The organism is Pseudoalteromonas rubra (assembly GCF_001482385.1).
Classification (GTDB): domain Bacteria; phylum Pseudomonadota; class Gammaproteobacteria; order Enterobacterales; family Alteromonadaceae; genus Pseudoalteromonas; species Pseudoalteromonas ardens.
Genome location: NZ_CP013611.1, coordinates 4242582 through 4248943 on the forward strand (window position 1 = coordinate 4242582; position 6362 = coordinate 4248943).

The following is a 6362-nucleotide window of genomic DNA, read 5'->3' on the forward strand; positions in this document are numbered from 1 at the left end:
TACTCAAGCACACCTTTGTTTTGTATAGGAATAGTTTTCGCTTGCGATTACTTCGCTGGCAGGATAGTGCCTTCGACTGAACCGAAACCGATACGTGCAAAGCCATTGGCTTCACACCAGCCGCGCATAATGACCTTGTCGCCATCTTCCAGGAACTTACGCTCTTCGCCATTGTCCAGGGTGATGGTCTCTTTGCCGCCACGCGATAGCTCTAACAGTGAGCCCGCTTCTTCGTGCTCCGGACCAGACTGTGTACCTGAGCCCAGCATGTCGCCTGGCAGGAAGTTACAGCCGTTTACGGTGTGGTGAGTGACCATTTGTGCCACTGTCCAGTAGCTGTGCTTAAAGCTTGATTCTGACAGCTTGCTAGGCGCAGCATTGGCTTCGCGCATTTTCGCTGTTTCAAGTAGTACGTCCATCTGGATATCAAACGCACCAGCTTCACGGTTGTGTGCAGACTCCAGATAGTCCAGAGGCTGAGGATCTTGCTCATCACGGTGCCAGTTGGTGCGATACGGCGCCAGGGCTTCTGTAGTAACAATCCAGGGTGACACAGTTGATGCAAAGTTTTTCGCCAGGAATGGACCTAATGGTTGATATTCCCAAGCCTGAAGATCACGGGCTGACCAGTCATTGAACAGGCAGAAACCAAATACATGGCTTTCAGCATCTTCAATCGAAATAGAGTCACCCAGTTCATTGCCTTTACCAAGATAGATACCCAGTTCCAGTTCGTAGTCCAGACGCTTACAAGGACCAAATGACGGTGTATCTGCATCAGGTGCTTTCGTCTGACCTTTAGGGCGAGGGAAGTTCTGACCAGACACGTCAATTGAAGAAGCACGGCCGTGGTAACCAATTGGTACCCACTTGTAGTTAGGCAGCAAAGGGTTGTCCGGGCGGAACAAGCTACCTACCGCAGTAGCGTGGTAGATTGAGGTATAGAAATCAGTGTAATCGCCAATGTGACAAGGCAGCGCATATTCAACGTCAGACTGTGCAACCAACGCCGCTTCTAGTGCGCCCTGGTGCTCTGAGCCTTCACGAAGAGCACGAGACAGTGCTAAGCGCAGTGCAGACCAGTAGTTCTGACCCATACCCATAAACTCATTCAGTTTAGGTGCATTGGCTGCTTCAGCGGCATCCTGTGCTTCGCCACTGAAAATTCCTGCACCAGCAACCACAGCCAGGTCCAGTACCTGATCACCAATGGCAACACCGCCACGGAACTCTTCCGCGCTGTCTTTGCGGCGGAATGAAGCAAATGGCAGGTTTTGAATTGGGAAGTCGGTACCGGCCTGGTTTGCGCTGGCAACCCAGCTTTTAAGATTAATGTCGTGCGTTTCGTTGATAAAAGACATGGTCTTTCCTTTTTGCAAGTTTGAGGCTGCTCTCAGATGTGGTGATAGCGTTCTGGTTTTTCAATGCAACATCTGAGTCTCAGACAAATTAAACGGCAAAAGCAGCCAGAAGGCATGGCCCCAAGCTGCTTTTAATTATCCACTCTCAAAGGAGAATTAGATCACGCCGCGGCGTTCCTGGTCACGCTCGATAGACTCGAACAGTGCCTGGAAGTTACCTTCACCGAAACCACCGTCGTCAACACGCTGGATCATTTCGATAAAGATAGGGCCGAACAGGTTCTTAGTGAAGATCTGTAGCAGGTAGCAATCTTCACTCTGGCTGTCTACCAGGATCTGGTGCTCTTTGATCTTGTCACGGTCTTCTTTAACCCAAGGTACACGGTCAAAGATAGTGTCGTAGTAGTGATCAACAATGTCTAATGTTGCAATGTTAGTCTGGTCAAGTTTGTCCAGTGACGCAACCAGGTCGTTGGTCAGGAATGCCAAGTGCTGTACGCCCGGGCCATTGTACTCGTCCAGGTACTCGTCGATCTGGTTGTTGTTGTCGTCTTTACCTTCGTTAATTGGAATAGAGAAGGTGCCACATGGAGACTTCAGTGCGTATGACAACAGAGCAGTCTTCTGACCTTTGATGTCGAAGTAACGAACTTCAGTAAAGCCGAATACGTCTTTGTAGAAGTTTGCCCATGTTTCCATGGTGCCTTTGTATACGTTGTTAGTCAGGTGGTCGATGCGCAGGAAGCCTTTGTCTTCAACGATAACTTGCTCTTCCAGCTCAACGAAGTCTTGCTCAAAGATAGAGCCTTTGTCACCGAATACATCGATGAAGTAGATCAGGCTGTCACCAATGCCGTAAATAGCAGGGTAAGGCAGATCTTTGTGTGTTGAGTCAGTCGCTGGTTTTGCACCACGCTCTACCGCGATTTCAAACGCTTTTTGCGCGTCTTCTACACGCCAGCCCATTGAACAGATTGCCGGGCCGTGGCTCTTAGCGAACTCAGCAGAGAAACCGCCGCGCTCTTTGTTCAGCAGGAAGTGAATGTCATGCTGGTTGTAGTATAGGATGTCTTTGTCTTTGAACTTTTTCAGTTTAGAAAAACCAAAGTCGGCAAAAATCTTTTCCATGTAGTCCGCATCTGGTGTTGCGTACTCGGTAAACTCAATGCCTACTAGGCCTAGAGGATTTGTTACTTCACTCATTGTCATACTCCCGCTTTAAAGCACTGGATCGCTATTTGTTTTGTGCTGTGGATGATTAATCAAAATGACCAAAAGGGGAAGCTATGGGGGGGAATTAGCAAGAGGGCGAAATGTAAATCTGGTTGGACAATTTAGGCAAAATGAACACTAAAGTGACACATATAATTTTTTATCCAAAAATTGTAGTTTAAAGCATCAAAATGCATAGTGGAGAGTGTGGTTTAGGGGCACTGGGAAAATTATTAAGTTGTTGAATTTTAAAGTCTTGCTCTGGTTTTTTGAATTTTTTAACTGAGAATGTAGACTTGTTCCTTTTGCACTACCAAACTTAGAAATTGAGAAGATATGTATCGAATAGTTTACAAATTGGCGGGTGAAATGAAAAAACCGCGCTTAGTCGCGCGGTTTTTAAACACTAAATATTTATCTAACAGGCTAGCGTACGCCGTGCATCAGGCGTGTAATCGCTGGTGCTGCCAGGAAGTAAATGACGGCACCACCAACACCTAACCAGACTAGCTGCATAAATACATCAGAATACTGTGCGATTGAGCCAACAGCATGACCGGACTCACCTCCACCACTGGTAGCGATAGATGCAATGACACCTGCTAGGTATTGTGCCATAGCGATAGACAAGAACCAGCCGCCCATTGCAAGGCCAACTTCTTTTGGTTTGGCTAATTTAGTTACCATAGATAGACCAATCGGAGATAGACACAGCTCACCTAAAGTATGGATCAGATAACACAATGCGAGCATGTAAGCTGGCACCTTACCACTGGCGTCTTGCATAAACTGAATCGCAAATACCAATACGTAGAAGCCCAGAGCCGCACCTAGCAGGCCGAAAGCAAACTTGCGAGGAATAGATGGATTTGCTTCTCGCTGATCCAGTTTAAGCCACAGTGCAGCTAAAACAGGCGCAAACAAAATAATGAATATAGAGTTAGCTGACTGAAACAGCGTGAAGTGAATTGTCGTAAAGCCAATATCCAGATTGACATGATCTTTGGCAAAGAAATTTAATGAAGAGCCAGCTTGCTCAAATAACGCCCAGAAAACGGTGTTGGCCAAAAAGAGCAGCAACATGGCAATGTATCTGTGTAGTTGTTTTTTATCGCCGGACTGGAAGCCACTATATAAGAAGTAAGCGATTAATCCTAACATTAAAAAGGCAAGCAGGTATCCAAGTAATGCACTGTTACTGAGTAGATAGAAAGCCGGTACAACCAGTAATACAGCACTTGCTGCAACAACCGCAAAGCGTGACCAACTGGCTTTTGCATTTTCAGCCTTGCCAACACCGCCTAACCAGGATTTTTGCAGCTGGAAAACCATTACACCGAAAATCATACCTATGCCAGCTGCGAGGAAGCCGTACTGATAGCCCCAGATGGCCCCGATGATGGTGGCACAGATAATAGGCGCGAGTGCACCACCTAAGTTGATGCCCATGTAGAAAATGGTAAAGCCTGAATCCCGGCGCGGGTCACCTGGTTCGTAAAGCTTGCCTACAATAGTGGAAATGTTCGGTTTAAACAGGCCATTACCCATTACGATAAATGCAAGGCCAAACAAGAAGGTCGTGAGATCCGGTGCCATCAGCATAAACATACCGACGGCCATCATAATACCACCGAGAATGATTGATCTTTGGTAGCCGATCAGTCGGTCAGCGACATATCCCCCCAAAATTGCGGTCATGTATACCATCGAAGTGTAACCACCATAGGTTAAGCTAGCTTGTTTAGCCGCTTCTTCAGCAGTGAGGTGGTCGAAAAAGGCGATAGCAACATAAGGGGCAAGAACGGCACGCATGCCATAATAACAAAATCGTTCCCAGAATTCTGCCGAGAACAGCATCCACAACCCTTTAGGATGCCCTAAAATGGTCGGAGCCTGTGTATTTGAACTCATAAGTTTTTATCCAGATTAAAATCACAATGTGTTGTTTTGGCCTTAATATTATCGATGCTGAAGGTACTGTTGATGACAGTATTGCTCAGCATACTTTGAACGGGTGGCCAGTCCCCAAAAGATTTACAAGTTAGTGTAATGCTGACTAACTATGCATTAAAAGCGCGTCAGTATACCTAGTGGGGTGGCGATGGGGAAGCCTTACCAGCTGGGTTAGACGCTTTTTGTATACAAAAAAACCAGCCTGTTTGGCTGGTTTTTGCGCATATTGAACGAATGTGCCGGTTATCGGCAGAAATTGTCGACAAACGTCAGGTCATTGATGTGCTCAGGACCTTCCATCACCAATGTCGCAACGGCAGTGTTTGGATTGAGCTGCCAGATCTGTGCGTTACTGCCATTTTCACGACCAGATACATACAGTTCGCCATTGTCTGTGATTGCCAGGCCAGAAGCCCAGTTCACGCCGTGCTCACCAATCTTAGTCAACTCCATGTTGCCTTCGTCTAGGGTATACAGCGCTTTGCCGGTTAAGACGTAAAGCACGTTCCCGTCTGCTGAGTAAGCAATGTCACCATGGCTGAAATCGTCACCTGAGTATGACAATTTACCCAACACGGTTTTTTCGCCGCTGCTCATGTCAAAGTCGTACATATACGTCTTACTGGTGCTACGTAATGAGATACCGTCTGGGGTGACTGCTGAGCGATACAAAGGCCATGATTTAGTCTCTGCTACGCTGTACTGCTGATTGCCGTCCAGGTCCAGTGCCCACAGAGTAGACGCTTTAGTACTGCTGTTGGTCTGCTCCATGAAGTACAGTACACCATCTTTACTGGCGATATTTGAGGCTGTGTGTGTGACACCCGATACTGTGCTGTACTGCCCTGCATCCAGATCAAAGTGGTAGACGAAGCCGTTTTGCACAGAGCCGTAGTTATTGATGCCAAACAGGCCAGTTACACAATCTGCGGTAACAGACACATTGTCCAGCAATGCGCCATAGGAATCTGAGTTACCTGCACCCACGAACTTCAGCGTACTTTCATCGCTGTCAGCTGTCACTGTGATGGTGTAATGTTGCCAGCCGCGTTGTGTACCGTTTAGCTCTGCGATTACCTGGTCATCCCAGTACACGGTTGCTTTGTTGGTATCTGCATTATTGGTAACACGTGGTGAGTAGTAGAAGCTCACGACATACTGCTTGCCCGCTTCAGTCGCAACATTTTGATATGCACTGTAGTTACGGGTGGAGTCCAGCTCCAGGTATTGTTCACCATCCTGAGCCTGAATAAGACCAAGGCGATTGGTCTGAATTTCAAATTTTGCAGAGCTGCGATTCCAGCCTGGTAGCGTTCTCAACAGGCTCCAGGAGCCTTTGATGGTACTTGATTGCTCAAAAGAACCGTTAGTGATTAGATTGTCACTGGCATTTGCAGCAAAGCTGCTGATTAGGGCGGCACTCAGGCCAAGTGCGATAACTGATAATTTCATAGATATACTCCAGGGCTTCACTCTATCTGTGTAAATAAAATGTTATCCCTAATCAATTTTAACTAATTCCATTTTCTTACTTTTACTCGGTCTGGTCAATTAAAAATCAAAAAATGACCGTTAGTTCCTATTTATGCCTCAATTTTAGAATATAAAAGTGATACCAAAGGGTTGGTTTTTACACGCTGTGTTCCTAATACTTTTACATGTCATCTGATCTACTGTCGTTTCGCATTTTGCACATTTTTGTGTTTTGCATGTCCATAAGGGTCACTGGGCTTAGCAAAATTGCAAAATGCGAAAACAAACCATCAAGAGAGACGCTCAATACCCAACATAGCAAGGAGTGTGCCCACATCATGCTGATGTGGGCCAGGGGAGAGG

At 46.6% G+C, this 6362-nt stretch carries 4 protein-coding genes; all 4 read right to left on the minus strand.

All coding sequences use genetic code 11. The annotated features are described in order from the left end of the window. Window positions 1-47 precede the first annotated feature (47 nt). The gene (gene fahA / locus AT705_RS18215) at window positions 48-1361 is read right to left on the minus strand and encodes a fumarylacetoacetase (RefSeq protein WP_058797678.1); all 1314 of its coding nucleotides are present in this window, start codon (window positions 1359-1361) and stop codon (window positions 48-50) included. 156 nt (window positions 1362-1517) lie between these two features. Further along, the gene (gene hppD / locus AT705_RS18220) at window positions 1518-2564 is read right to left on the minus strand and encodes a 4-hydroxyphenylpyruvate dioxygenase (protein ID WP_010385091.1); all 1047 of its coding nucleotides are present in this window, start codon (window positions 2562-2564) and stop codon (window positions 1518-1520) included. 435 nt (window positions 2565-2999) lie between these two features. Then, the gene (locus AT705_RS18225; protein WP_058797679.1) at window positions 3000-4484 is read right to left on the minus strand and encodes a peptide MFS transporter; all 1485 of its coding nucleotides are present in this window, start codon (window positions 4482-4484) and stop codon (window positions 3000-3002) included. A 285-nt stretch (window positions 4485-4769) separates the two neighbouring features. Then, complete coding sequence (locus AT705_RS18230; RefSeq protein ID WP_058797680.1) at window positions 4770-5978, minus strand: DUF642 domain-containing protein; 1209 nt, start codon at window positions 5976-5978, stop codon at window positions 4770-4772. Between the last annotated feature and the right edge of the window lie 384 nt (window positions 5979-6362).